The organism is Vagococcus sp. WN80Y, from assembly GCF_059621045.1.
This window is the reverse complement of the sequence record NZ_JCAQHY010000170.1, coordinates 37,894-60,595: the sequence shown is the minus strand read 5'-3', so window position 1 is coordinate 60,595 and position 22,702 is coordinate 37,894. Positions and strand designations below refer to the sequence as shown.

At 38.9% G+C, this 22,702-nt stretch carries 28 protein-coding genes; 12 read left to right on the top strand and 16 right to left on the bottom strand.

Translation table 11 applies throughout. The features are described 5' to 3' along the window. Positions 1-13: 13 nt before the first annotated feature. The 3 genes from AC5KOD_RS18040 to AC5KOD_RS18030 all read left to right on the top strand — a co-directional run bounded on the left by AC5KOD_RS18040 (position 14) and on the right by AC5KOD_RS18030 (position 1,124). Positions 14-442 carry a MarR family winged helix-turn-helix transcriptional regulator gene (locus AC5KOD_RS18040; protein WP_496915982.1) on the top strand — a complete coding sequence of 143 codons (429 nt, stop codon included), beginning with the start codon at positions 14-16 and terminating at the stop codon, positions 440-442. Positions 443-576: 134 nt separating this feature from the next. Then, entirely contained in the window at positions 577-813 is a 237-nt protein-coding gene (locus AC5KOD_RS18035) for a (4Fe-4S)-binding protein (protein WP_496915981.1), read from the top strand. 35 nt (positions 814-848) lie between these two features. Beyond that, positions 849-1,124, top strand: a complete 276-nt coding sequence (locus tag AC5KOD_RS18030; RefSeq protein WP_496915980.1) for a GNAT family N-acetyltransferase — start codon at positions 849-851, stop codon at positions 1,122-1,124. Positions 1,125-1,168: 44 nt separating this feature from the next. On the opposite strand, the gene AC5KOD_RS18025 is transcribed toward AC5KOD_RS18030, so the two are convergent. The 7 genes from AC5KOD_RS18025 to AC5KOD_RS17995 all read right to left on the bottom strand — a co-directional run bounded on the left by AC5KOD_RS18025 (position 1,169) and on the right by AC5KOD_RS17995 (position 6,717). Next, positions 1,169-2,569: a HAMP domain-containing sensor histidine kinase gene (locus AC5KOD_RS18025; RefSeq protein WP_496915979.1), complete on the bottom strand. Its 1,401-nt coding sequence runs from the start codon at positions 2,567-2,569 to the stop codon at positions 1,169-1,171. Beyond that, entirely contained in the window at positions 2,566-3,243 is a 678-nt protein-coding gene (locus tag AC5KOD_RS18020) for a response regulator transcription factor (RefSeq protein WP_496915978.1), read from the bottom strand. The genes AC5KOD_RS18025 and AC5KOD_RS18020 overlap by 4 nt, the downstream gene beginning before the upstream one ends. A 25-nt stretch (positions 3,244-3,268) precedes the next feature. Next, positions 3,269-3,481 (bottom strand): SHOCT domain-containing protein, encoded by a 213-nt coding sequence (locus AC5KOD_RS18015; protein WP_496915977.1) that lies wholly within the window; start codon positions 3,479-3,481, stop codon positions 3,269-3,271. 63 nt (positions 3,482-3,544) lie between these two features. Continuing rightward, complete coding sequence (locus AC5KOD_RS18010) at positions 3,545-3,784, bottom strand: hypothetical protein (RefSeq protein ID WP_496915976.1); 240 nt, start codon at positions 3,782-3,784, stop codon at positions 3,545-3,547. Between the two features lie 152 nt (positions 3,785-3,936). Beyond that, positions 3,937-5,403 carry an ABC transporter ATP-binding protein gene (locus AC5KOD_RS18005; protein ID WP_496915975.1) on the bottom strand — a complete coding sequence of 489 codons (1,467 nt, stop codon included), beginning with the start codon at positions 5,401-5,403 and terminating at the stop codon, positions 3,937-3,939. A 1-nt stretch (position 5,404) separates the two neighbouring features. Then, positions 5,405-6,097 carry an energy-coupling factor transporter transmembrane component T gene (locus AC5KOD_RS18000; RefSeq protein ID WP_496915974.1) on the bottom strand — a complete coding sequence of 231 codons (693 nt, stop codon included), beginning with the start codon at positions 6,095-6,097 and terminating at the stop codon, positions 5,405-5,407. Between the two features lie 35 nt (positions 6,098-6,132). Then, positions 6,133-6,717 carry an MptD family putative ECF transporter S component gene (locus AC5KOD_RS17995; protein WP_496915973.1) on the bottom strand — a complete coding sequence of 195 codons (585 nt, stop codon included), beginning with the start codon at positions 6,715-6,717 and terminating at the stop codon, positions 6,133-6,135. Between the two features lie 305 nt (positions 6,718-7,022). Here AC5KOD_RS17995 and coaB point away from each other — a divergent pair, with 305 nt between their 5' ends. Next, positions 7,023-7,751, top strand: coding sequence for a phosphopantothenate--cysteine ligase (gene coaB, locus AC5KOD_RS17990; protein ID WP_496915972.1), 729 nt, complete (start codon positions 7,023-7,025; stop codon positions 7,749-7,751). Then, positions 7,752-8,303: a flavoprotein gene (locus AC5KOD_RS17985; RefSeq protein ID WP_496915971.1), complete on the top strand. Its 552-nt coding sequence runs from the start codon at positions 7,752-7,754 to the stop codon at positions 8,301-8,303. An 89-nt stretch (positions 8,304-8,392) separates the two neighbouring features. On the opposite strand, the gene AC5KOD_RS17980 is transcribed toward AC5KOD_RS17985, so the two are convergent. Together AC5KOD_RS17980 and AC5KOD_RS17975 are read right to left on the bottom strand one after the other, a co-directional pair. Further along, a complete protein-coding gene (locus AC5KOD_RS17980) occupies positions 8,393-9,268 on the bottom strand; it encodes a helix-turn-helix transcriptional regulator (RefSeq protein ID WP_496915970.1) in 876 nt (291 codons plus the stop codon). Between the two features lie 190 nt (positions 9,269-9,458). Further along, positions 9,459-9,938, bottom strand: coding sequence for a nucleoside 2-deoxyribosyltransferase (locus tag AC5KOD_RS17975; RefSeq protein WP_496915969.1), 480 nt, complete (start codon positions 9,936-9,938; stop codon positions 9,459-9,461). Between the two features lie 183 nt (positions 9,939-10,121). Between AC5KOD_RS17975 and AC5KOD_RS17970 the strand changes: the two genes are divergently transcribed. Further along, positions 10,122-11,252: a 3D domain-containing protein gene (locus AC5KOD_RS17970; RefSeq protein WP_496915968.1), complete on the top strand. Its 1,131-nt coding sequence runs from the start codon at positions 10,122-10,124 to the stop codon at positions 11,250-11,252. A 180-nt stretch (positions 11,253-11,432) separates the two neighbouring features. After that, positions 11,433-11,996: a GNAT family N-acetyltransferase gene (locus AC5KOD_RS17965; RefSeq protein ID WP_496915967.1), complete on the top strand. Its 564-nt coding sequence runs from the start codon at positions 11,433-11,435 to the stop codon at positions 11,994-11,996. Between the two features lie 44 nt (positions 11,997-12,040). Here the strand turns inward: AC5KOD_RS17965 and AC5KOD_RS17960 are convergent, their stop codons facing one another. Further along, on the bottom strand, positions 12,041-12,568 hold the full coding sequence (locus AC5KOD_RS17960) for an LURP-one-related/scramblase family protein (RefSeq protein WP_496915966.1): 528 nt from the start codon (positions 12,566-12,568) through the stop codon (positions 12,041-12,043). Between the two features lie 50 nt (positions 12,569-12,618). Further along, a complete protein-coding gene (locus AC5KOD_RS17955; protein WP_496915965.1) occupies positions 12,619-13,488 on the bottom strand; it encodes a Cof-type HAD-IIB family hydrolase in 870 nt (289 codons plus the stop codon). Between the two features lie 337 nt (positions 13,489-13,825). Here AC5KOD_RS17955 and AC5KOD_RS17950 point away from each other — a divergent pair, with 337 nt between their 5' ends. From AC5KOD_RS17950 to tsaE, 3 genes are all read left to right on the top strand, one after another. After that, on the top strand, positions 13,826-14,515 hold the full coding sequence (locus tag AC5KOD_RS17950) for a uracil-DNA glycosylase (RefSeq protein WP_496915964.1): 690 nt from the start codon (positions 13,826-13,828) through the stop codon (positions 14,513-14,515). A gap of 162 nt (positions 14,516-14,677) precedes the next feature. Next, positions 14,678-15,658, top strand: coding sequence for a phosphate acetyltransferase (gene pta, locus AC5KOD_RS17945; RefSeq protein ID WP_496915963.1), 981 nt, complete (start codon positions 14,678-14,680; stop codon positions 15,656-15,658). Positions 15,659-15,765: 107 nt separating this feature from the next. Continuing rightward, positions 15,766-16,224: a tRNA (adenosine(37)-N6)-threonylcarbamoyltransferase complex ATPase subunit type 1 TsaE gene (tsaE, locus tag AC5KOD_RS17940; RefSeq protein ID WP_496915962.1), complete on the top strand. Its 459-nt coding sequence runs from the start codon at positions 15,766-15,768 to the stop codon at positions 16,222-16,224. 90 nt (positions 16,225-16,314) lie between these two features. Here tsaE and AC5KOD_RS17935 read toward each other — a convergent pair whose 3' ends face one another. The 3 genes from AC5KOD_RS17935 to AC5KOD_RS17925 all read right to left on the bottom strand — a co-directional run bounded on the left by AC5KOD_RS17935 (position 16,315) and on the right by AC5KOD_RS17925 (position 18,418). Next, a complete protein-coding gene (locus AC5KOD_RS17935) occupies positions 16,315-16,848 on the bottom strand; it encodes a 3'-5' exonuclease (RefSeq protein WP_496915961.1) in 534 nt (177 codons plus the stop codon). A gap of 184 nt (positions 16,849-17,032) precedes the next feature. Next, positions 17,033-17,644 (bottom strand): hypothetical protein, encoded by a 612-nt coding sequence (locus tag AC5KOD_RS17930; RefSeq protein WP_496915960.1) that lies wholly within the window; start codon positions 17,642-17,644, stop codon positions 17,033-17,035. Between the two features lie 21 nt (positions 17,645-17,665). After that, positions 17,666-18,418, bottom strand: a complete 753-nt coding sequence (locus AC5KOD_RS17925) for an exodeoxyribonuclease III (RefSeq protein WP_496915959.1) — start codon at positions 18,416-18,418, stop codon at positions 17,666-17,668. A gap of 138 nt (positions 18,419-18,556) precedes the next feature. On the opposite strand from AC5KOD_RS17925, the gene AC5KOD_RS17920 reads away from it, so the two are divergent. Further along, entirely contained in the window at positions 18,557-18,733 is a 177-nt protein-coding gene (locus AC5KOD_RS17920) for a hypothetical protein (RefSeq protein WP_496915958.1), read from the top strand. Then, positions 18,730-19,371 (top strand): helix-turn-helix domain-containing protein, encoded by a 642-nt coding sequence (locus tag AC5KOD_RS17915; RefSeq protein WP_496915957.1) that lies wholly within the window; start codon positions 18,730-18,732, stop codon positions 19,369-19,371. The genes AC5KOD_RS17920 and AC5KOD_RS17915 overlap by 4 nt, the downstream gene beginning before the upstream one ends. Before the next feature lie 50 nt (positions 19,372-19,421). On the opposite strand, the gene iadA is transcribed toward AC5KOD_RS17915, so the two are convergent. Together iadA and yfcC are read right to left on the bottom strand one after the other, a co-directional pair. After that, the gene (gene iadA, locus AC5KOD_RS17910) at positions 19,422-20,606 is read right to left on the bottom strand and encodes a beta-aspartyl-peptidase (protein WP_496915956.1); all 1,185 of its coding nucleotides are present in this window, start codon (positions 20,604-20,606) and stop codon (positions 19,422-19,424) included. A gap of 29 nt (positions 20,607-20,635) precedes the next feature. Further along, positions 20,636-22,372, bottom strand: a complete 1,737-nt coding sequence (gene yfcC, locus AC5KOD_RS17905) for a putative basic amino acid antiporter YfcC (RefSeq protein ID WP_496915955.1) — start codon at positions 22,370-22,372, stop codon at positions 20,636-20,638. Between the last annotated feature and the right edge of the window lie 330 nt (positions 22,373-22,702).

Below are 22,702 nucleotides of genomic sequence, written 5' to 3'. Positions count from 1 at the left end.
GAGAGGTGAGGGGATGGAGAAGCTAAGTTTAGGTAATTTAACCTGGTTGCGAATGATCCGTTTTATTTCATTAAGTAACCAACTATCTAATGAGCACTTGAAACAGTTTGGCTTGACGACGGCTCAATTTGAGATGTTAATTCAAATAAAAGTGTATCAGCCTTTAACACAAAGCGAGTTAGCTGAAAAAACAACGATTTCTCAAGGTGGTATTTCGCGAATGGTGGTTCGACTAGAGAAGGAAGGCTATATTCAGCGACAGACAGACTGGAAAACAAAGACTATTTCTTTGACATCAGAGGGAGCGGAAATATTGAGGCAGGCTCAACCAAGTCAAGAGGCGTTTCAAGAAAGTTTCTTTACAGATGCCCTTACACCAGAGGAATTACAAGAGTTGTCACGATTAATGAGTAAAGTTCATCGAACAAGCTTGAAGCGCTAGTTGTTCATTTAGTGATGAGGTTATTTTTTTATTTACGGCATTTATGGCTTGGCTATAGAAATAATAAAATTAGTCAGCTTTTACAATAATGCGAAAAAGAGGGCTCCCCTTAAAAGAAGGAAGGTTAATGAGAGATGACAGAAGCAGACTTGTTAGAGCAGGGGTATCGTAAGTACAGTGGCAAAGAAGTTGATGTATTTTTTAATACTAATGTGTGTGTTCATTCAGGAAATTGTGTTAGAGGGAATAGTGATATTTTTAATTTAGATCGTCGCCCGTGGATATTACCAGATAATGCGGATTCTCAGGAAGTTGTTCGAGTAATTGATACGTGTCCGAGTGGCGCTCTAAAGTATATTCAGCATTCATAATGTAGTCTAAATACGGTTAGTTAGGAGATAATTAAATGGAGTTTATTGAAGAAGCAACTCGTTTTTATCAAGAAGATGAAGCGGGAAAATTAATGGCTGAAATTACGTTTAGTGTTGCTGGTGATCATACGTTTATCATCGATCATACATTTGTAGATGATGCCTACCGTGGCCAAGGGTTAGCCCAACAGTTAGTTAAGTTAGTGGTCGAAAAAGCACGGGCTCAAGACAAAAAAATTATTCCTCTTTGTCCTTTTGCTAAGGCTGAAATTGCACGTACACCAGCTTATCATGATGTGTTAAGAAAATAATGAAAACTTGCCAGACCTGCTCTAGATAAGAGCGGCTGGCAAGTTTATTTTTTTGGTAAGGAGATAGTAAAGGTTGTTCCTTTATGTGGCTCACTGTTTACATAAATATTACCGCGATGAGATTCTACAATGCTTTTTACGATAGCCAAGCCAACACCTTGCCCCCCAACTTGACGATTACGAGCGTAATCAGCCATGTAAAAGCGATCAAATATCAAGTGTTGCTCCTCAGGGCTTAGGCCAATGCCAGAATCACTAACAAGTAGGTTAACGTTGTCGCTGTCTGTAGTGATTTTAACAGTAATTTTACCACCTATGGGCGTAAATTTTACACCATTAGATAGTAAATTGGTAAGGACTTGACTCAATTGATCTTTATCAGCTGTAATTAAAGCAGTGTTTCCCTCTAAGTTAAACACTAATTGCTTTTCTTTAAATGCAACAGCAAAATTAGCCGCAATTTGTTGACTTAATTCAAATAAATCGAAAGTAGTCATGACTAATGTTTCCTGTTGTTCTTCTAATCGCGAAATTTTATCAATAGTTGCGACCAGTCGGGTTAAGCGTAAAATTTCCTCATGACAAGCTTGCAAGCGTTCTGGTGTTACATCCCAAATTCCATCTATCATTGCCTCAACATTCCCTTGGAGGGTAGTCAAAGGGGTTCTGAGTTCGTGGGCAATGTCAGTTGATAGTTGTTTGCGTCGTATATCTTGAGTTGTTAAGCGTTGGGTCAACTCATTAACAGAATTAATGAGTTCACTGATTTCAGTGATTGGCGTTTTTAATTCAATCTGCTGTGAGTAATCTCCTTCAGCCACTTTTTTTGTGCGCTTGTTTACAGTGATGAGAGGCGTACTGATTTGACGTGCAATAAGTGAAGCGAGCAGTAATGAAAGTGGCAATGCTAGAATAAAAATGAAAACAAGATTTCGCTTCATTGTACTCATAAATTGCAGGTCGCCTTTAGTGTACTTTAGGGCGCCATAGTAGCCAAAAGTAATAGAACCAACCTGTTGGTTGCCAACTTTTAAAGGCAGGTTGGTTTCGACATAATCAGGATTGGTTTTATCAATTCGTTTCACTGCCTCAGCGCAATGATCACGCATCATATGGTGACGCCCATTACCTTTAGTTTCTTGATTTGTTTCTGTACTCCAAATCAACTGGTTGTCTAAGTTGGTAACTGTTAATAGGACATTATTAAGACTTGCTTGCTCACCAACTGCTGAGACCGCGTCCTGGTCCCAATAATTAGAACGACTATCGAAAGCATTCTCTATAGATAGTTGGTAACCTGTTAATGTTTCTGCGTATTTATCATCTACATACTTAGCAAAGTGATTGTTCATTAGGTTGATAGTGATAATACTTAAAAAACCAATTAAGAGAACAGAAATCAGTAAGAAAGAAACGAGTAATTGTGTACGAATTGTCCGCTTCATAGGCGGCTCCCAAAGCGGTAGCCACTACCATGAACGGTTATAATATAGGTAGGACTTCGTGGATTATCGCCTAACTTTTGCCGTAAATTTTTTATGTGTGAATCAATTGCACGGTCAAATCCGTCAAAATCGTCCCCTTTAATCTGTTCAATCAGCTGCTCACGTGTGAAAACTTGCTGTGGCCTTTTCGCAAGAGTTTCTAGTAAATCAAATTCTGTTGCGGTTAAATTAAGCTCGGTAGATTTTAAGAAAGCTTGCCGAGTTTCGGAGTGGATAGCTAACTCGTGATAGATAAGCGTTGCTTCACTGTTTGTTGGCGTAATTCTTCGTAGAACAGTCGCTATTCTTGCCACAAGCTCTTTAGGGCTAAAGGGTTTCACCAGGTAATCATCTGCGCCACTAGTGAGACCAGTCAAAATATCTTCCTCTGCTGATTTTGCTGTTAGCATGATAATAGGAATGGGTGATTGTTGACGTAATTGAAGACAGACGTCTATTCCATTGACATCAGGAAGCATTAAATCAAGAACGATCAGATCAGGAGTGACTTTGGAAACGAGACTTAACGCTTCAGAGCCAGTAGTAGCTCTGATAACTGTGTAGTGACTGGCAACTAAATAGGCCTCGACAATATCTAGTATTTTGGGTTCGTCGTCTACAATTAAGATTTTCATATTCTCGTCTCCTGCTGATTCTCGTTTATTGGTCTATGTATTTTTTCTTAGCTAAGTATTCTTCTTCTGTAAGATTTCCTTTAGCAAATTCTTTTAATAAGATATCTTGAGCACTTTCTTGTTGAGAAGGCTCAGTAACAAGCTGTTCTTGTTGACTTCTTGTCATAAGTGTACGCCATAATAAAATTCCTCCTACAATAAATAAAAAGCCCCAAATTAATCCCATTGGCATCATCATACCAAATCCTCCTCGAGAAAAAAAGTTTGTACAGTGATTTAACATAAATAGTTCCTTCTTTCTTTATTCAGTCCATTGTTCGTGACAATGTTGTCCGTTAGTTGTTTGATTGCGGTGACGGCCTTGATTAGTTTGAGTTTCCATCGTTTTTGTTGTGACTTCTTCTACGAGTGGTGTGTCGATTAATTGATCTTGTTGAGGACGCGTGGCTGTTTCCTCAGCTTTACTCGTGACAAACCAGCCAATTCCTGCAATAGTGATTAAAATAAGAGCAATAGTAATAAGTTGATTGTTGTGTTTCATGTTTTTCCTCCAAGTTTGAGTTAGTTGTTTCTTGTATTTAGTATAAATAAGAGTTTTGTAGATATTATGGAGAAATAGTAGGTCAACAAAAAAGATAGGATAAAAGCAGTCATCTCAGAAAAAATTCTGAAAGTAGTGCTTTAACCCTATCGTTACTTGCTGAGCTGATTAAAGATGGTCACTAAGTCGGGAATAGTAGAATGATCCAAAGCAAATTCAGCTGCCTTTTTTCCCTGAGTGATGGTTAATAAGTGTGTACAGCTGCTTTGAATGAACTCGACATCGTGGCTGATAATAAAGATGAAAACATTTAAATATCGCAGGTTGGCAACCATTTGACTTACTTGTTGCATGTGATAATAATCCAGTCCACTAGTTGGTTCATCTAAAACAATGATTTTTTTCCCAGATAAAACGGCAGTGGCTATTGCAACGCGTTGTTTTTGACCGCCAGAAAGGCTCATTGGATGACGGTTTAAAAGTTCTCTTAAATTAAATGAAGAGACAACCTCGTTAAATAAGTTGGATCTTTTAGCTTTTAACAACAGTTCTTTCTCAACCGTTTCACAAAAAAGTTGATAGTTAACATCTTGCATAACTAAAAAACTTTGGTGAAGGCGATCTTGTTGTGATAGGTTAGTGCCGTTCAGTTTAATACTGCCACTGATTTTCTTGTGTAAACCACATAAGGCTCGGGCAAATGTCGTTTTCCCAGCACCGTTGCGTCCCAAAACGCCGATCACATTTCCTGAGGTAACACGTAAGCTACTAAATTCTAAAGCATTGGTTTTTGCTTTAGGGTATCGGACTTCAAGAGACGTAAGCTCCAAGATGTCGGAGGGGTGTTGTTGAGTGACGATTGGCGCTTGGGTATCGATGTTTCCCAGCGATAGAGTTCGTAAGCCTAGTTCTTTTAAAATAGGTTGTTCGAGGGTTGCAAACTCTTGAGCGGTATAGCTTGCATGAAGAGTTCCTTCGACAATTAAGATAAATCGATCAGCTAATTCTCTAAGGTAATAGAGCCGATGTTCTGCGATTATTATAGTACATCCGCGCTTTTTAATGGCTAAAAGAATTTGCTTTATTTTTTCAATTGTCGCCAAATCTAAGTTGCTTGAGGGTTCATCTAGGACAAGTATTTCCGGTTGAATCATGTAAGCAGAAGCAAAAGCGACTAGCTGTTTTTCTCCACCGGACAGGTCAAACATTTTTCGGCCTAGCAGATGTGTGATATCAAATAATTGAGCAACTTCGATCATTCGCTCGCGGATAATCGTAGGGGACATTCCCTTGTTTTCACAAGCAAAAGCTAGCTCACTTTCAACATCCACTGTAAAAAATTGAGTTTTAGGATTTTGAAAAACTGAGCCAATAATTTCAGATAAAGTATAAATCGGCGTTTCATTTGTCTGATATTGATTGATGTCTATTTGTCCAGTGATGGTTCCTTCAAATAACTCAGGGATTAAGCCGTTGATTAGCCGTGTCAGGGTTGTTTTACCGCAGCCACTTTTCCCACAAAGTACGAGGCATTCTCCTGGTGCAACGGTGAAAGAGACGTTGTTTAAGCCGTGAGTCTTTTCATAGTGAAATGAGACATGATTCAATTTGATACTCATGTTATCGGATTCCTCTCAGAATGATCAGTCCTAAAGCAGTGCCTAAAACTAAATAGTCTAGGAGCTTTAAACCGTTTGGGTGGATTGTTGTTTGTTTCGTTGGATTTGAGATACCTCTTGTTAGAGCGGCAGCACTTAAATCTGTAGCCGTCACTGTAGCAGACATCAAAAGGGGCACCACGATATATTCTAACGTCTGAATAGGGTGCTTGAATAACTCGACATTTGTTACAGCAATACCTCTTAAGCGCATGGCAGAACGAATGTGTCGATAATCTCCTTTAAGTGTTGGAAAAAAACGAAACAAGACGCTAAAGGGAATGACAATAAATTCTGGTAACCGCCATTTTCTTAAGGTATAGGTTAATTCTGAAACCTTGGTTGTGGCAATAAAGAGATGGCCAACAAGTAAAAGTGGTAGAAGGCGTCTGAGTGTGACAGCGTACAATGAAAAAAATGAAACAAAATAATTAAGATAATGGCCGATAAGTAATTGTTCAATAGCAATGCAGCTCAGATAAATGGCGCTATAAATCATAGTACGTTTTGGGCCGCTTACTATTAAGGTAATCAGCAAAAGAAAGGCAACGCTGATTAGTTCATCTGTTAAAGAAAATTGAAAAAAAGTCAAAAAATTAGCGAAAAGGATTAATAATAATTTTGTTTGTGTGTCTAAAGTAAATTTGCGAGACAAAGAACAATCTCCTTTCATTGGGCTCATCAGTTGATTTATAAAGTTGAAAAGTGCTTATCTATAAGTTTACGACCGATCACAATACCGATTGCCCCGCAGATAAGAGTGAAAAGTAGGCAGACAGCTAAATTTGGCCAAGTGATAGAAGCGAATGTGTGGGCGATATACTCAGCGTCTTTCCCGCGATTGACAAGATTTTGAGTATAGCCATTTTTGAAAAACCATAAAGGCAGAATAGGTCCGGTCATATTAAGTGAGAAAACTAAAAAGCTTAGTTGATTCAGGCGTCGATCAACGTACTTTCCTTTTCTAGCAATTAGATCTGCGCCCATTCCGAAGACGATATGAGGAACTATCGCTAAGATAAAGCGACCGATTAAAATGAAGAATAGCCCCATAATAATTCCCATAGTAGAAATAGCCCCAAATTTTGGTACTTTTTTGATTAATAATAAGTAAACCGGGCCTGTGATGAGTGCGCAAAATCCTGGTAGTAAAATAACTGAAAAACCAGGTAACAAGGCTGTTCCAGCTCCGGATGCAATGGCAGTTAGGACGAAATAAATAGCAGAATAGACCCCAATTGTGATCATGTCTTGGATCTTTAGTGTTTTTCCCATAATGTATAAAAGCTCCTTCTTCAAAATGCTTGTTTTTTCACAATCTTAATTGTAGACTGTGTGGATGATTCCACCTTCGGAGAAGCGAATATCATTTAGTAGTATACCATAATTGATAATGATTATCAGTTGTTGATGATCAATCGTTCAACATTTTAGTTAAAAAAAGTCTGTTAGAAATTATTAAAGAGCAACAGCCATCTTCTAATTTTATTTTAGTTAAACCAAACTAAGTACTTTCTTTTTCAGAGAATCTCTACTACACTAGATAGGGAAATAAGTATAGAGAATAGGGTGACAAAAGTATGCGAGTATTAATTACGGCGGGCGGAACCTCTGAACGGATTGATGATGTCAGAGCAATTACTAATTTTTCTACTGGGCGTTTAGGTAGTTTAATTGCTGATACGTATAGTTTGTTGCCAGATGTTCAGGTAACCTTGATTAGTACGAAGCGCGCGTTTAAACCAACAAATCCGGCTATTGCTCTGATTAAGGTTGAATCTGTCCAGGATTTACTAACAGAGGTTACCAACCAACTGAAGACAATACGATTCGATGTGGTTGTTCATAGTATGGCAGTTAGTGATTATTTTTTAGCTGGTACTGCAAGTCAAGAACAGCTACTGGCTAAGCTATCTTTGAATGAGAATACTGAAGAGGGCTTGAAACAGGCATTTGATCCGATAAGTAGTGTGCCTCAAAAGTTAAGTTCACAAACGGACACGATGTACTTTCAGTTAAAGCAAACACCTAAGGTTATAGGGTTAATTAAACAGTTGCAACCAACGACGTGTTTGGTTGGTTTCAAGTTGTTGGTTGACGTGACAGAGGAACATCTGATGGCTGTGGCGACAGATATCATGACTAAAAACGAATGTGACTTTGTTTTAGCTAATGACAAAACAAAGATAAATGGTGACCAGCATGTCGGCCACTTGATTGATCGAGCGGGTGGAATCACGAGTTATGGCACCAAGCAAGAAATTGCTCAAGGGATTGTTGAGCAGACAATGAAGGGAAGAAATAATTAGATGAAACGAGTGGTATTAGGTGTTAGTGCTAGTATTGCTGCCTATAAAGCAGCAACAATTGTAACAGAATTAAAAAAACAGGGAATTGACGTGCATGTAATAATGACGAAAAATAGCACGCAGTTCATTACCCCTTTGACGATGCAGATTTTGTCAGAAAATCCAGTTCATGTGGATGTTATGACAGAGCCATCAGTAGAGCGAATTAATCATATTTATTTGGCTCAAAACAGTGACTTAATTTTAATTGCCCCAACGACGGCTAATATGATCGGCAAGATTACCAACGGAATAGCTGATGATATGCTGTCGACAGTTTGTATGGCAACCCCAACTACAACGCCTAAACTGTATGCCCCAGCTATGAATACTAAGATGTACGAGCAGCCTGTTACTAAGGAAAATAGAGAAAAGCTTGCTCGCTATGGCTATCAGGAAATTGAACCTGTTGTTGAACGGTTAGCTTGTGGAGATATTGGAATTGGTGCAATGGCAAAAGTACCCGATATTGTGTCACGAGTGATGACTGAGTTGGGCTTGCCGACAGTATAATCTTGGAAATGAAATTGTTGCTTAATAATTGTGAAATTAGCAGGAGGTAGGACCGTTGTCCTACCTCCGTTTTAGTGATGATCAGTTAATCAATGTGAGGAATTAAGGGAGATTTTAGTTCCGTGGTAAAGATAGCTATAAAGATTAAGATTTTGTTGTTGAATCTCGACAATGTTAAGAGAATCTGTGACTGGAAGCTGTTTTTCTTCAAAAAACTGACAAATTTCTTTCAAATGGCTATAGGCAATTTGTTGATGGCGGTGATCAATGGTCAAATCTAGCTTGATTTCTTGCCCTTGTTTAGTTGTTATCAAAAAATAAAAAGGATCTTGAGTTGATAAGAGCATCATGGGAAGTAAGTCATATTGAAAAGGACTTATTTGAAACAAATCGAACGCCTTTTTTTGGTAAACGAGCTCAATTGTTGATAGATCCGTATAAGCCACATTAGTTAATAAGTTCCTCTCTTTTTTTTGGAGAATAGCCATGGTTCGTCTTAGTTGGGAGCGAAAGTTAGTTGTCGGTGGTAAGTACCACAGCCCTTTTTTTTCTAAAATCCAATGTTGGTAAACTAAATCAACGGCGATAGTATAGAAAAAGAAAATAGAAAGTAACAAGACTAATAGAAAAGTCAATGTTCCCCAGACTAGTGAAGAAGCGGCGATGGTTACAGTAAAGGCAATCGCACAACTAATAATCAATGGACGTTTTAAAAACTGTTTTTTTACTGAGCGACTTTGGCCGACACTGAACGGAAGTGGTAGAAATTTTTCACCCATAATTAATTCATCAATTGATTGATTAAAGAGGCGCCTCAGAGCGATTAAGTTGTCGATACTAGGGTAGCTTTCGCCTGTCTCCCATTTTGAGATTGACTGTCGAGAGATTCGTAATTCGTGAGCTACTGCATCTTGAGTAAGTCCGTTTGCTTCTCGGTAATATTTTAAATTCTCAGCTAGTTTCATACTGGATAACCTCCTCTTTTGTTAGTTTCAGTATACAAGGAAGTGCCAGAAAAATAACTGTTTTTTTCGCACTTATTGGTTGCGTCCACGTAGAATGCGGGTTTTCAGGAGGTTGTAACAATTATGTAACAAAAAAGCAGGAAGAATAAACGTTCTTCCTACTGCTTTTTTTACGAATGGTATAAGTGTATTATAGATAGTTTCCAATTTCTGTTAGCCAGTCTGATTCATTGGCCAAGACTTTACCATTAAGTTTGACCAAACCGATGGTGTAGAGATTTGCGTATGGAAATTGTGATTCGGCTACTTCTTGGAGAGCTGCTAATTTTTCTGGTGAATTTGCTCCTTGTTGGCGACTATCAGAGAAAAGAGCGACTATGGGAATTCCAGCTTGATAGGCTACGCCGATTTCTGATGCTACGCCGACGTCAATTACAGGGCCATCAAGAATGGCGATCATAACTTTACTTGCCAGAAGTGCATCTGTATCGTATTTAGCGATAGTCATTGAATCAGCATAATTACTTTTATCGTTAATACTCATCTGTTCTTGTGGGACATAAAATGTTTCTTCAGGGTAACGGTCGCGCAGCTTGTTGACAAGATAGTCGTTGTACTGCAACTCCATATTTGAAAAAAGTGGTGCAGCGTAGTATAGTTGTTTAGGCATGAAAAAAACTCCTTTACTATTTTATTAATATTACATGCTACCTATAGATTAGCGATTTTGTAATATATTGTAAAGGAATTGTTATATTTCTCTTAAGGTTTTCGAGTATAATGTAGGAGTGAAGCTTTTAAAAGAGACAATAATTATGTAAGATATAAAGGGTAATGAAAGGTGTTGTGGGTGTTGAAATCACGGAAAATAACCTATCTAATGGTTCTAACTGTATTAGTTGCAACAGTTATGCCAAGTATAACTTTAGCTGAGTCTGTAGAAGATATTAAAACAAAAGAAGCTGAAGTCAAAAAAGAAGGCGAATCAATTAACGCAGAAATCGATACAGTCGTTGCAGAAGTTAACAGTAAATATCAAGATTTAGCAAAACTAGACACACAAATTTCTGAATCACGGAAAGAAATAGAAAAAACAGAAACAGATATTATTGCTACGCAAGAGAGTATTGAAAAACGGACTGAGGTCGTTGCAGAACGAATGAAAGATGCTCAGTTACGTGGAGTCGGTCAAAGTTCACTGCAAGCTCTGTTAGAAGCTGATAGTTTCTCAGATTTTATTAATCGGGCCTATGCTGTGACAGTTTTGCAAAATGCAGAAAAAACTAAAATTGATTCTTTATATGAAGACAAAGAAAAATTGAGTCAATTAGAAACAAAATTAGTTGAGACACAAACGAATTTAGAGACACAACAAGAGACAGCAAAAACTGAAAAAGAAGCTCTAGATACGGAAGTAGCTGGACTAAAAGAAAAACTTTCAGCAAATGCCTCTACTTTAAATAGTCTAACAACTGAACGAATTAATAAAGAGAATGCAGCTCGAGAAGCGGCTGTTGCTAAGGCAGCTGAAGAAGCACGACTTAAAGAAGAAGCAGCTAAACAAGTAGTTGAGACGCAAACTTCAACAAGTAATTCTGAGTCAACTGATTCTAGTTCGAATGCAGGAGACACAGCAGGTGGCCAACAACCGACCCCTCCTGGGCCGACACCGACGCCACCAGCAGTGACACCCCCAGCTACTGGAGGTATTTCTGGTCAAGCAACGGCTTATGTTGCAACAGGTAATAATACTGCGACTGGGACAGTTCCAACGCCAGGTAGAACAATTGCGGTAGATCCAAGTAAGATTCCTTTAGGTAGTCGAGTTCAAATCGAAGTTCCTAGTATGCCACAGTATTCTGGCGTATATATTGCTGAAGATACAGGCGGAGCGGTCAATGGTTATATTATTGACATCTTTGTTGGTAGTAACCCAGAAGCTATTCAATTTGGGCGTCGTCAAATTAATATTACCGTATTATAAGATTTAGAATATGAACCCATCAGTTAAATTTGATGGGTTTTTTGTTTGGAGTAATAGGTATGCAACGTCATATTTAGGTTGGTTGCAAGGGTTGTTTACCCATAGAAACTCATGACATGGTTGACTTTTCTTAAAGAGACTCGTACAATTTTTAATGAGAGTAAATTAGGAGGGAAAAATGTGATACGTTCAGCAAATAAATCTGATGTTAATCAGGTAGTACCGTTAATTATGATTATTTTAAAAGATATGGAGCTAGAATTTTTACAGAAATATGGCGAAGAAACTTTAAAAGCAGTTTTGACAGAAGCATTTAGTGATGAGACCTTCCGGTATAGTTACACACGTGGAATTATTTTAGAAGAAGAGGGCGAGATATTAGGGGTTGCTTTTGGTTATTTAGCGGAAGATGAAAAAATCATAGATCAGCCACTGGCAGCTATTTATACAAACTTTGGAATTCCAGAGGATGAAGTGATGTTTACAGATCAAGAGGCCTTTGATAATGAATGGTATTTAGATAGCATTGCGGTTCGTGAAGATCAGCAAGGACGCGGTATCGGTGCTCAGTTGTTAGAGGCGTTACCAAGGTTTGCAACCGAAAAAGGAGCCTGTCGGATTGGACTAAGTGTGGATGATGGGAATCCTCGTGCGAAGCAACTTTATCTTCGTCATGGCTTTAAGGAAGTTGGTCGAGCTACGATCAGTGGTCACTCGTACGATCATATGCAAAAAAATATTTAACTAAAAAGGATGAGACCACATATATAGTGATCTCATCCTTTTTATTAGTCAAAACTTAAATTTGGTAGGTGTTTTTTAGAGGAGGCGATGTTCTTTTTGCGATTCAATAGCCAGTAATCAAGAACTGCAGCAATACAAATACAAAGAGGCGCCTCTTCTTCTTTAGCTATTTCGAGGGAGTAAAAATCACCAGTGGTCAAAGTAGCCTTTTCCATCTTCATGACACACCGGTTTAAGTGATAGATGGCATATTCATGATTTCCAATGTCACCGATTACCACCCAACCAAGTTGGTGAACATAATAAAAATCGCGATTAAAAGAAAGTATTCGTTGTAATGAACCGACTTTTTCAAATTCATGATAGAGATCGAAGCGAGAGCCGTATTTAAAAGCAAAATTTGCTTGTTTAATGCTAGCGACGATGTCACCATTCATTTGATAGAGAGAAAGAACGTCACCTCGCATGCCCCAGCGACCAACCATTAGGTAGAGTGATTCGCCGTGTTGATTTTTGATTACCGTACGACTGCTGCTGGCTAATAAGTTTTGGCGAATATAGTAGTGGGTCATTGAATCACACCTTTCTCAAACTAAGTGGTTTCTATGGTAGTTGTAGTTTATTACAAATTTTCTTCGATTGCGCGAATAATTGCTTTCCCTACACCAGCTTCCATATGATGGTCGGTTTCGTAACGAGCGACATGCTTCACGCCTTCTTCTGCATTGCCCATAGCAAAGCTAACGCCAGCAACTTCCAACATGCTGACATCGTTGAAGTTATCGCCAATAGTCATGACCTCTTCTAATGGAATGCCAAGATCTTTTGCAATATGTTTAACCGCAATCCCTTTTTGTGCGTCTACATGGTTAATTTCAATGTTGTTACCGAAGGAAGACGTGACAATCAAGTCTGGTAATTTTTCGACTTCTTTACGCAAGGGATCAAGTACTTTTGCTCCTTCTTGTGAGAATACGATAAATTTTAAAAACTTCACGTGTTCGTCTGCCACGAGCTCTTGGTAGTCACTGACATAATTAATATCAAGTAGTTCTAAGTGAGCAGCGGCCATAGCAATCGCCATTTTAAAAGTTAAATGTGGTAATTGGTTGGCTAACATAATTGCCGCATTTTCGATTCGTTGAAGTTGATTGTCAGAGTATATGCCATGATCAGTGGCAATTTCAAAGTAAACATTGTGAGCTTGCAGAACAGAAATGATTTTTTTGGCATTTTCTCGCTTAAAATCGATGGTAAATAAGATATTTCCGTCCTTATCAAAGGCTTGAGCGCCGTTCACTGCGATCATCGGACAACTGATACCAGCTTCATCTAAAGGTGGTTTAGCCTCTGTGTACCCGCGTCCTGTTGCAACCATAAATTGAATGCCTTTTTCCTCTGCAAAATGGATAGCATCGATATTTTCTTGAGGCACATTCATCCGTGTCCCTAATAATGTTCCGTCCATATCTGATGCAATTAATTTAATCATCTAATTTCCTCCTAATGAATTGGTTTTCTTTAGTAAAGTTGTAGTCAATGATGGCTAATGTCAGACATAATGTCGTCCACTCTAGTTTACCATTTTTTTGTCAATTCAGCATGTAAAGTTGTTGTCAGCTTTCTGAAAGTAAGCTGGGATATAAAATCGTTTTGCTCCGAGCGTTATGTCACTCCGATACCTTAGCACTCTTTGATGTTTCATATAGGAGTTAATGTGATCGTAACATAGTAAAACGTAGTGAGCCAACTTTTGTTCCACTTTCCTTTTTTATGCAGTTGCCACTTGAGTGTCACCGATTGTTTTAGTATGCTAGTTATTAAAGGATGTGAGTTATGTGAGACAGTTACCAACAAATGGTTGGCATGATTTATTAGTAGAAGAGGCAAAAAAGCCTTATTGTCAGGCGTTGCAAGATTTTTTGGATATGGAGTATCAAACAACAACAATTTATCCAGCTGAGGATCGGATATTTGAGGCACTCAATCTGACTTCTTACGAAGAAGTTAAAGTGGTTATTTTGGGACAAGACCCTTATCATGGGCCAAATCAGGCTCACGGACTAAGTTTCTCAGTGTTGCCTGGCAATAAAATTCCTCCGTCATTACGAAATATTTATAAAGAGTTAGCCAGTGATTTAGGTTACCAATCGGTTGCGCATGGGTATTTGGAAAAGTGGGCACGACAAGGCGTGTTACTTTTGAATACGGTTTTAACAGTGAGAGATGGGCAAGCTAATTCTCATCGAAATCGTGGGTGGGAGAAGCTGACTGATGAGATTATCAAGAAGTTGAATGAACGAAAAGAACCGATTGTATTTATTTTGTGGGGCAAGCCTGCTCAAACAAAAGGCAAGATGATTGATGGGACGCGGCACCTTATTTTGGAGGGCCCCCACCCAAGTCCACTATCTGCCCACCGTGGTTTTTTTGGCACACGACCGTTTTCAAAAACCAATCAAGCTCTTGTGGCTAATGGTCAAAAACCAATTGATTGGCAATTGCCTGAAACTGTATGATAAGCTTCTTTAATCTGTATCACTAAATAAATGACAACGGGATGAAGAGTCGATTAAGTTATGAATAAAATAATGTGATACAGCTAATTTAAACTGTTCTTTTTAAGTGATTGGGTGTATGATAGAGAAGAAAGAAATAAACCAATTATTGGAGGTACTATAGTGGATATTTTTGAAGGCTTAAAGGAACAAATTCAAGGGAAAAATGTTAAGATTGTTTTTCCAGAAGGAACGGATTTAAGAGTGCTTGGTGCAGCAATTCGATTAAGTGCTGAAGGCTTGTTAGAACCTATCGTTATTGGTAACGAGACAGAGATTGAAGAAATTGCTAATAGTCGTGGCCTAAGAACATCTGGTTTGACGTTGATCAATCCAGAAACATATCCTGAGTTTGATGAAATGGTAGCTGCTTTTGTTGAGCGCCGTAAAGGTAAAGTGACAGAAGATCAAGCTAGAACGATTTTAAAAGATCCTAACTACTTTGGTACAATGCTAACTTATATGGATAAAGCCGATGGCATGGTTAGTGGTGCGATTCACTCAACAGGTGACACTGTTCGTCCTGCCTTACAAATTATCAAAACTAAACCTGGTATCAGCCGTACAAGTGGTGCCTTCCTAATGGTTCGTGGTCGTGATGAAGAAAAATACATTTTCTCTGATTGTGCGATTAACGTTAACCCAAATGCGCAAGAATTAGCTGAGATTGCTGTTGCAAGTGCTAAAACAGCTGAAATGTTTGGCATTGATCCTAAGGTGGCAATGTTGAGTTTTTCTACGAAAGGCTCTGCTAAGTCAGAAGAAGTTACAAAAGTTGAAGAAGCAACTAAAATCGCCCAAGAATTGGCACCAGAGTATGAAATTGATGGCGAGTTACAATTTGATGCGGCTTATGTTGCCTCTGTTGGTCAACAAAAAGCACCTGATTCAAAGGTAGCGGGTCAAGCAACAGTCTTCGTTTTCCCTGAAATTCAATCAGGTAACATTGGCTATAAAATTGCTCAACGTTTCGGTAACTTTGAAGCAATTGGACCAATTTTACAAGGGTTAAACAAACCTGTTTCTGACTTATCTCGTGGTTGTAACGAAGAAGAAGTATACAAATTATCGATTATTACTGCAGGACAATCATTAATGAAATAAAGAATAGACAAAACTACTCAGCGTTGTTGGGTAGTTTTTTTTTGTCTGAATGAGTATACTAGGTTAAGAAGATTATTTCGTCTATTTTTTTTAAGAGAGGTCAAAATATGTGTGAGATTAATTTAAGAAATGAAGTGGATACGCAAATAGTTGCTGAAAAAATTGGTGGGATGCTAGAGAGTGGCGATTGTTTGGTTTTGACAGGGGAGCTAGGAGCAGGTAAAACAACCTTTACTAAAGGAATTGCAAAGGGATTGGGAATCGAGCAGATGGTAAAGTCACCAACCTATACGATTGTTCGTGAATACCGTAAGGGCCGGCTGCCTTTGTTTCATATGGATGTTTACCGATTAGAGGATGGTGCTAGCGAGCTAGGTCTGGATGAGTATTTTGAATCAGAAGGTGTCACGATTGTCGAGTGGGGGAAACTGATTGAAGCTGAACTACCGGATACGTATGTTGAATTAATTTTGACTTATCAGGAAACGGTAGATAGTCGTGGACTTGAGTTTTCTCCAGGGCCACAGGGTGGAGCATTACTAAACCGAATTAAGGCAGTTTTATAAGGAGTCATTAGACTAGCTACAACCACCAAAAAAAGAGTCAGGGATTTAGGGGTCACTATAATCCTAGACTCTTTTTTGTTGAAAATAAATTTACATGTATTTAACTAGTTTCTTTAACGGATCAACACCAAATTGATTGGCTTGATATAATAAAATATTAGCGCAAGCTAAGCTATCATCCAAGGCATTATGATGATTGTCCAAGGTGATGCCAAGCTTATCACTTACTGTGTTTAGTTTATGATTTTCAAACTCTGGAAAGAGCTTTTTACTGGTGCGGACCGTACAAAGTGATAAATAATGTGGCTGTTCAAGGCCATAGTAATCAAGACAACCTTTTAAGACACCACAATCAAACGTAGCATTGTGAGCAACAATCAATCGATTTTCCTGAAAGTAATCTTGAATCTCGCGCCAAACCTCAGGAAATTTTGGGGCATCAGCAACATCTTCGGGGTGAATCCCGTGAATTTGAATATTTTTCCAATGGAACTCTGTTTCAGGTTTTATAAGCGAGTAGTAACGTCCCACAATTTGGTCATCTTGGACCATGATTAGGGCGACGGAACAGGCGCTATGTTTTTGAAAATTGGCCGTTTCAAAGTCAAAGGCGATAAAGTTCATAGTGATAGGACTCCTTACTGAATAGGGTGTAATGATCCACAGTTGAGTCATCTTGAGTAATTATATAGTTCAACACGCTTTATTTAGAAAAGAATGTTAAGTTGATGACCTCTGTTCCTTCTATTATAGCTCATTTTATAGAAAGAAAAAAGGAAGGAGGGGATTTCCTCACTTCCTTCTTAAGCTACTGTGTTGATTTTTTTCGACGTTTACGTCGGCGTGATCCTTTTGCTTTTTTTCTAGCGCGCTCTTTTTCGGCTTGTAGTTGTCTTTTTTTTCTATGATACAAGAAAAGACCTAAAATAGTCAGTATGATAACAATGACCAGGATTAACAGCCAAAATAAGAGAGAGGAATCCTTTTTAGGTGAAGGTTCCTGTTTGTTTTCAGTCATTTTTTGACTTGTTGAAGTAGCCAATCTGCTGACTGAACTTTCTGATGTTTCACTTAGAGGAGTCGCAATGGGTTCTTGTGTCATGATTTTGCCTGTGACAAAATCAAAATTGACATCGGCTGACTTATCATTGATAACATCCATGATGTTGATAGTAGTAGTTTCCAAGTTGTCAGGAATAGGGACAGAGAAATTACCTTCTTCATCGGCTGTTATTGTGCCGACAATATCAGCTAGTGAGACATTGGCATCTGGTGCCGTTTTCCCTGTTAGAGTATGGGTTTCTTTGTCATAAACTAAATCACCAATTAAGGTTGCATCGGTTTCTTCAGCAAAGGCTAAAGGGGTTAAACTTAAGCTAAGAATCAGTATGACTGCCACGTGTAAGAATTTTTTTATCATGGTAGGGAGAGCCCTCCTTTTTTAGTTAATGATTAATTCTACGGGACAATGATCGCTACCCAAAATTTCGTTATGGATGGTTGCTTCAACTAATCGATCATTTAAACGCTCAGATGTGACAAAATAATCGATTCGCCAACCAGCATTGTTTTGCCGAGCGTTGAAACGGTAACTCCACCATGAATAGGCGCCTTCTAAATCTGGATAAAAATGACGGAAAGTATCAACGAAGCCTTCATTTAATAATAAACTGAATTTTTCGCGTTCTTCATCAGAGAAACCGGCATTTTTACGATTAGTTTTCCAATTTTTTAAGTCAATATTTTCATGAGCAACATTTAAATCACCACATAAAATTACTGGTTTTTGAGCATCTAGCTGATTCAAATACGCTTTGAAATCTTCTTCCCATGTCATACGGTAGTCTAATCGCTTCAGTTCATTTTGGGAATTAGGGGTATAGCAGGTTACTAAGAAAAAGTCAGGATATTCGAGTGTAATAACGCGACCTTCTTGATCGTGATGCTCAATCCCGATTCCATAAGTGACTGAAATGGCCTCTTCTTTGGCAAAAATAGCGGTGCCAGAGTACCCTTTTTTGACTGCGTAGTTCCAATACTGGTGATAACCAGGTAACTCTAAGTCTATCTGTCCTTCTTGAAGTTTTGTTTCTTGGAGACAGAAAAAATCTGCGTCTAACTCGTTAAAAATGTCAATAAAGCCTTTTTTTACAACAGCACGCAAGCCATTGACATTCCATGAGATAAATTTCATAATGGATATCCTCCTCAAGTTTCTTCCTATATTGTATCGGATATTTGATCTGACGTCATGTTTTTCTTGCTGAATGAGAGAATAATTCAGTGGAAATAATTTTAAGAATCGTTTCGGCTGAAAGGCTAGGACAGATTAGTGGAGAAAAAATGGCGTGCAACCTTATTGCAACATAGTTGCAATTGCTTAGAGAAACAGCGAATTGATACGGTTGCTGAGTTACTTAGCGCGAAAAAAGTTGCATGCAACAAGGCTCGTCTAGTATTATTAAGGAAGTTATTCTACAGTAAACTTACAGAGGAAGTGATGAGATGAAATTTGGGGACCAATTAAGAATTGAGCGAAACAAGCGCGAATTGACACAGGAAGCAGTTGCTACAGAATTATTCGTGTCACGACAAACAATATCTAGCTGGGAGACGGGTCGTAGTTACCCAGACATTGATAGCTTGATTGCCTTGAGTAATCTTTATGACATTTCTCTGGACAGATTATTGAAGGAGGACAATGGTATGGTAGAAGATATTAGGAGAAAGGCAGCAATGAAGGAGAGTCAGTTACTTTTAGGAGCAAGCTCAGTTGTTAACCTGCTATTGCTAGGATTAGTGTTATTGAAGGCGAATGGCGTTAATGGTTTTGATATTGGCAACAATTCCATTATCTTGCTAGTGTTAATCATGTTTGGCAATTTAGTTATTCTCATGTATGCAAAAACGAAATTAATTCAACTAGCATCGAAAAAGGACACGGGAATTCAGCGAAGGGTTCAACAGTTAGTGTTGCCACTCTCATTTACAGTTGGTGTCGGCTTGTTGATTGCTTCAAGGATATCAGGAATTGTGACGAAAGAAAATAGTACTCATGTGTTAGGATTAGGCTCTGGAATTATCGTCGGTGTTTTAGTTGCGTGGGCAATCAAGCAATTGATCAAGCGATTTAGGAAGGCAGAGTAAGAAAAAAGAAGGCGAGATAAAAGTGACCTCACTTTTGTCTCGCCTTCTTTTTAGGTTGTTTGTTCAAATGTGCCGTATACAGTAATTTGTTGGTTGGCAACCATAGTCTGTCCTTTAGCGATGACGGTGTCAATGTCTAGTGTCTCAGCATCTAGGAGACAAAGGTCAGCATCAAAGCCAGCCGCAATTTGTCCTTTGGTTGTCAATTTCAAAATGGTTGCAGGATTGATTGTGACAGCTCTCAAAATAGTTTCCAGTGGTATTTCTTGCTCGAAGAAAGCATCTTTTATACAGATAAGCAATGCTTTTGAGCTGCCTACTCCTAAGCCGATAAACTCATTATTGTCATCGAAGTAAGGTAAGCTTCCTTGGCCATCTGAGGACATCGTGAAATTAGTTAGGTCGATGCCTTCCGCAATCAACCGCTTTAGACCTTTAGCGAAGCTGACTTCTCCATCTTGTTCTTCCCAAAATAGGGGGTTGTCACTAGCTGTGAAGTCGATAACGCCGCCTCGTTTGGCAAAGTCAAGACAGGCTTCAAAAACCTCTGGTGTGCGATTAGCGTGAGTAGGTAAGAATTGACTGATAGGAATCTCAGTTTCTTCAATGACACGATTGATTAAATCAAGTTTGCGCTGACCGCCGCCAAGATGGACATTAACGATGCCTGCTTTGTTTGATAACATGCCACCGACACGGGCATCTGCGACGGCTCTGCTAAATTCTTCAAAAGTTGGTTGTGATGATCGATGATCTGAGATCGCAATTTCCCCAATACCAATGACCTTGTCAATAATCATAAAATCCTTAATTAGGGAATCACTGATCGGATCAATTGGTAACCGGTAAGAACCCTCATAAAGATAAGTTGAGAGTCCTTCGATCTCTAATCCCTTAGCTTTAGCGATTAGGGCAGTCATATCGCGACCAACCCCATCTGTTCCCAAGCAACCAACCACGGTTGTAACGCCAGCTGTCGTAAGGTTGCTTAGTGTGACCTCTGGTGTGCGATTTTGAAAACCGCCCTCACCGCCACCACCAAGTAGATGAAAGTGACAGTCGATGAAGCCAGGTGTTAGTATTTTCCCCGTGCCATCAATTTCCTCAACGGCAAAGGGCAGTTCGGTTAATTTAATCTGGCCCTCAATCAAGTGAATTTTATCGTTAACAATTAAGACATCTTTCAGACCGAGATACTCAGGTGCGTAAACAGTAGCTTGACGAATTAGTTTCACGGTAAGACCTCGTTTCTATGTAGGATTAATTACTGCAAACCGATTAGGACAGCAATAATGATGAAGGCTGTTCCCAAAACAAAGAGAAAGCCTTGCATTTTAATTTGGAATTTAGCCCATTTTGTCCAATCAATACGAGCCACACCAAGAACGCCGATTAAGCTAGCGGAAACAGGTGTAAAGGCATCAACGAAACCAGCTCCTAATTGGTAAGCTAGGACTGCAACTTGACGAGAGACACCTAGAATATCTGCTAACGGTGCCATGATTGGCATCGTTAGAGCCGCTTGTCCGGAATTAGACGTCACTACTAAGTTAAATAAGCTTTGGAAGATATACATAAACCATGCGCCGATCATGCTAGGTACGCCGGTCAATAGGTTCCCAATACTGTAAAGCATCGTATTTAGAGCAGAAGGGACGTTTGCATCGGCTCCGCCTAACACTAATAGGATACCTTTAGCCATTCCCACCACAATTGCTGTGCCGGCCAAATCAGCCACACCAGATTGGAAAGAAGAGGCAATTTCATTGATCCCCATATCGTTTAGTTTAAAGATAACAGCGATAATCCCTGCAACTAAGCCCATAACGAAAAATTGAGACGCGATTTCTGGTATGTAGTAGCCTTTGGCAGTCACACCCCAAATAATCCAAATCAAAACGGCAAGCATTTCCAATAGAATTAATTTATGACCTAGAGTAAAAGGCTTTTGTTCTTCGGTTGTAGTAGCAATTCGATCACGGAAGTACTGATCAGATTGATGAGTTGTTGATAAAACTGGTTTTTTACGAATCCGCTCAGCGTAGACCATCATATAGCCTGCTGAAAGAGTTGTGATAACAACCCACATAGTTAGTCGGAAGGTAGCACCAGATAGGACAGGAACCCCTGCAATCCCTTGAGCGACAGCGATACTGAAAGGACTCATCCATGAGGCGGCATTTCCAATTTGAGAGGCGACATAGGTTGCGGTAATCGCGACAATTGAGTCATAGCCAAGAGCGATTACAAATGGCACCATAATCATTGCAAAAGGGATAACCTCTTCGGCCATTCCAAAAGTGGCGCCACCTAGTGAGAACATAAAGAAGATAACAGGTAGAGCTAAACGCTCTAAGCCACGGGTTTTGTTGATAAACGCATAAATACCAGCGTCAATTGCGCCAGTTGCCATGATGATTCCGAATGACCCACCGACCACTAAAATAAGTGCGACAATCCCCACAGCTGAGCCATATTTATCGCCAGAGGTAAGACCTTCAAAGATATAATTTAGGAAACCAAATCCACCAAAATCATCGGTTCCCCATAGATTAGCTGTTTTATGTAGCTTTTTATCGGTATCATAGATTTTTTTACCGTAAAGATCGTATAAAACATCATCTGTTAAGGACAGTTCATCCAGAGCATCTTGTGACAGCTCTTTTTCACCGTCTGCCAGTGTAGCTTTGAGTGCGTTTTGATCAACATCAAGCTCGCTTAAAGCCGTTTGATCTGTTGCTAGATCCTCTAGCTGATCAAAGACAAATGATTGATTGAGGGCGTAGCTATAGCGGAATGATTCTTTGTCAAGAACCGTTCTAGTGGTCATTTGACCATCTGCTCCTTCAATTTCCACTTCATTTACACTAAATTTTCCTGCAGGAATTAAAAATGTTAATAACCAACAAGCGATAACCACTCCGAAAATAATCGCATAAGTATGAGGTGTCTTGATTTTGGTTAAATCGCGCTTTGGCGCGTTATTAGACTTTTTAGTCATTGAATTACTCCTCCTTTTGATTACTATGAATTCAGCATAGTTCTATGCATAAAAATTCAAAGACAAGTATGAGTATATCATAAAAACTCACCTTTGTAGCGAGGATATTGTCAAATCATTAGGAGTTAATGAGGAAGTTTCTAATTATCATTTTTTAACCGTTTTTTTATAAAGAAGTGACGCGACTATTTGGCTATATTAGATAGGAATATAATGAAGAAAAGTTAGGAGTGTTGTAGTAGAACAACTAGTTGGTAACGAGGTTGGTTGAGAAAGAGACGGACAATACAAAGCAACACAATAGCTGACTCCCTTACATTATCAGCTATT

Coding starts and splice junctions, on each gene's coding strand:
- AC5KOD_RS18040 (WP_496915982.1), top strand. CDS start 14: ATGGAGAAGCTAAGTTTAGGTAATTTAACCTGGTTGCGAATGATCCGT.
- AC5KOD_RS18035 (WP_496915981.1), top strand. CDS start 577: ATGACAGAAGCAGACTTGTTAGAGCAGGGGTATCGTAAGTACAGTGGC.
- AC5KOD_RS18030 (WP_496915980.1), top strand. CDS start 849: ATGGAGTTTATTGAAGAAGCAACTCGTTTTTATCAAGAAGATGAAGCG.
- AC5KOD_RS18025 (WP_496915979.1), bottom strand. CDS start 2,569: ATGAAGCGGACAATTCGTACACAATTACTCGTTTCTTTCTTACTGATT.
- AC5KOD_RS18020 (WP_496915978.1), bottom strand. CDS start 3,243: ATGAAAATCTTAATTGTAGACGACGAACCCAAAATACTAGATATTGTC.
- AC5KOD_RS18015 (WP_496915977.1), bottom strand. CDS start 3,481: ATGATGATGCCAATGGGATTAATTTGGGGCTTTTTATTTATTGTAGGA.
- AC5KOD_RS18010 (WP_496915976.1), bottom strand. CDS start 3,784: ATGAAACACAACAATCAACTTATTACTATTGCTCTTATTTTAATCACT.
- AC5KOD_RS18005 (WP_496915975.1), bottom strand. CDS start 5,403: ATGAGTATCAAATTGAATCATGTCTCATTTCACTATGAAAAGACTCAC.
- AC5KOD_RS17995 (WP_496915973.1), bottom strand. CDS start 6,717: ATGGGAAAAACACTAAAGATCCAAGACATGATCACAATTGGGGTCTAT.
- coaB (WP_496915972.1), top strand. CDS start 7,023: ATGCGAGTATTAATTACGGCGGGCGGAACCTCTGAACGGATTGATGAT.
- AC5KOD_RS17985 (WP_496915971.1), top strand. CDS start 7,752: ATGAAACGAGTGGTATTAGGTGTTAGTGCTAGTATTGCTGCCTATAAA.
- AC5KOD_RS17980 (WP_496915970.1), bottom strand. CDS start 9,268: ATGAAACTAGCTGAGAATTTAAAATATTACCGAGAAGCAAACGGACTT.
- AC5KOD_RS17975 (WP_496915969.1), bottom strand. CDS start 9,938: ATGCCTAAACAACTATACTACGCTGCACCACTTTTTTCAAATATGGAG.
- AC5KOD_RS17960 (WP_496915966.1), bottom strand. CDS start 12,568: ATGACCCACTACTATATTCGCCAAAACTTATTAGCCAGCAGCAGTCGT.
- AC5KOD_RS17955 (WP_496915965.1), bottom strand. CDS start 13,488: ATGATTAAATTAATTGCATCAGATATGGACGGAACATTATTAGGGACA.
- tsaE (WP_496915962.1), top strand. CDS start 15,766: ATGTGTGAGATTAATTTAAGAAATGAAGTGGATACGCAAATAGTTGCT.
- AC5KOD_RS17935 (WP_496915961.1), bottom strand. CDS start 16,848: ATGAACTTTATCGCCTTTGACTTTGAAACGGCCAATTTTCAAAAACAT.
- AC5KOD_RS17930 (WP_496915960.1), bottom strand. CDS start 17,644: ATGATAAAAAAATTCTTACACGTGGCAGTCATACTGATTCTTAGCTTA.
- AC5KOD_RS17925 (WP_496915959.1), bottom strand. CDS start 18,418: ATGAAATTTATCTCATGGAATGTCAATGGCTTGCGTGCTGTTGTAAAA.
- AC5KOD_RS17915 (WP_496915957.1), top strand. CDS start 18,730: ATGAAATTTGGGGACCAATTAAGAATTGAGCGAAACAAGCGCGAATTG.
- yfcC (WP_496915955.1), bottom strand. CDS start 22,372: ATGACTAAAAAGTCTAATAACGCGCCAAAGCGCGATTTAACCAAAATC.